Annotated in this window: 2 protein-coding genes; one reads left to right on the top strand and one right to left on the bottom strand. The window is 49.1% G+C overall.

Going from position 1 to position 1,410, the window contains the following annotated elements; all coding sequences use genetic code 11:
• Positions 1 to 413 (top strand): N-acetyltransferase (locus tag RJ60_RS04460; protein ID WP_103134131.1); only part of this gene is annotated, 413 nt, incomplete at its 5' end.
• Here the strand turns inward: RJ60_RS04460 and RJ60_RS04455 are convergent.
• The coding region (locus tag RJ60_RS04455) for a hypothetical protein (RefSeq protein WP_258006176.1) at positions 410 to 1,410 on the bottom strand (1,001 nt) is incomplete at its 5' end. The two genes, RJ60_RS04460 and RJ60_RS04455, sit on opposite strands and share 4 nt — an antisense overlap.

Below are 1,410 nucleotides of genomic sequence, written 5' to 3'. Positions count from 1 at the left end.
ATGCGATAAAACTCAGCAAGACCCTGCTGGAAGGACAGGAGAGAGCCGTGGCCTCAAACGCGGTTTCAATCGCTCAAGCCCACTTCGCAAAGAACGCGTGGTTCAGGGCAATCTATGCGGGAGAAGAGATGGTGGGGTTCATTATGCTGGACTTCACGCCAGATCCGAGAATGAAAGATGTCGAGCACGCCTCTATGTGGCGCTTCATGATCGGGGGCAAGTATCAGAAACTGGGATATGGAAGAGACGCTATCCTGCTGTTGATTGAATATCTCAAAGCACAGGGTTATAAAAAGCTCTTCACGTCATGTGTCGTCAACGACCCTTCCCCGCTCCAATTCTACTTGAAGCTGGGCTTTGTCGATACGGACGAGTGGGACGATGAGGAAAAGATATTGATGAAAGACCTCTAGTAACCGTCTTCGGGAAATAGATAGTCGTTGACCCTATCTAGCTTCCCTGCCATAGTTGTAAGCTGATCGGCCTTCAATGATATTTCACATGCCAGAGTAAGGAGGCCGACTGCATCCAGCACATATGAGAGCTTCGAAAGCTCCTCTGTAATATCGCCAAGAACGGGGTTTTTGTACTCCATGAGCCTCAGAAGCTCCACAATCAGAGGAACCGTCTCTTCGAAGATCTCGAGGATCGTTTCCCAGTTGTCGATTCTCTTGTGTTCTCCGAGAACCATGAAAGACCAGTCTTGAAGAGGATCCATCACTTCGGTTCTCATGTTCGCGAAATCCCTGTTCATACTCCAGCTAGCAGCGTAGAGATCGAGATCTGAAATTGGCAATGAAGCCAGACGCGCTGCTCCCGCCAGCGATTCTTCAAGCTCTCTGATTACTGGTTTTGTGAAATTGCGGTAGGTGAGGTCGGTGTAAACGACCTGGCGGATTTCATCTCTGACGCTGCCCTCATAAGAGTCTTCGCCGCTTCTTACCCATCCGACCATGTCGCCCTTTATTAGACTCAGTAGCTCCTCGGCCTTTGAAGGGTCGGAAAGATATGCCCTGAGCTTATTCTTCACAGCCTCAAGTACATCGTCGAGCAGGTCGTTCTTCACATAATCTACGAACTCATCCAGCAGCGCTTCGATTGATATCTGCTGTGCCACGCCGCTCCAGTTACCCGAGATAATGTCGGCGACAGTCGAAGCGGTGGAGAGTATTATGTTCTTTGCAGAAGATATCATTGCGGCCACTTCCTCCGCATGCTGAACTATGCTTCTCGTATCACGCACCATCTGCAGCAGATCACTCTCTACTCTCTCCGATTCAATTGCCGCATAGGCCATTCCATTGAGAAATGCCCCTACGGAAACATAGAATCTCTTCATAGCTTCCACTTCCCTTAGGTTCAGTCCGTCAGAAGAGATTTCATTTATCCAGTGTAAAGACTTTTCGGCAA

The organism is Mesotoga sp. B105.6.4 (assembly GCF_002896535.1).
GTDB lineage: Bacteria > Thermotogota > Thermotogae > Petrotogales > Kosmotogaceae > Mesotoga.
This window is presented reverse-complemented; position numbering and strand designations above follow the sequence as displayed.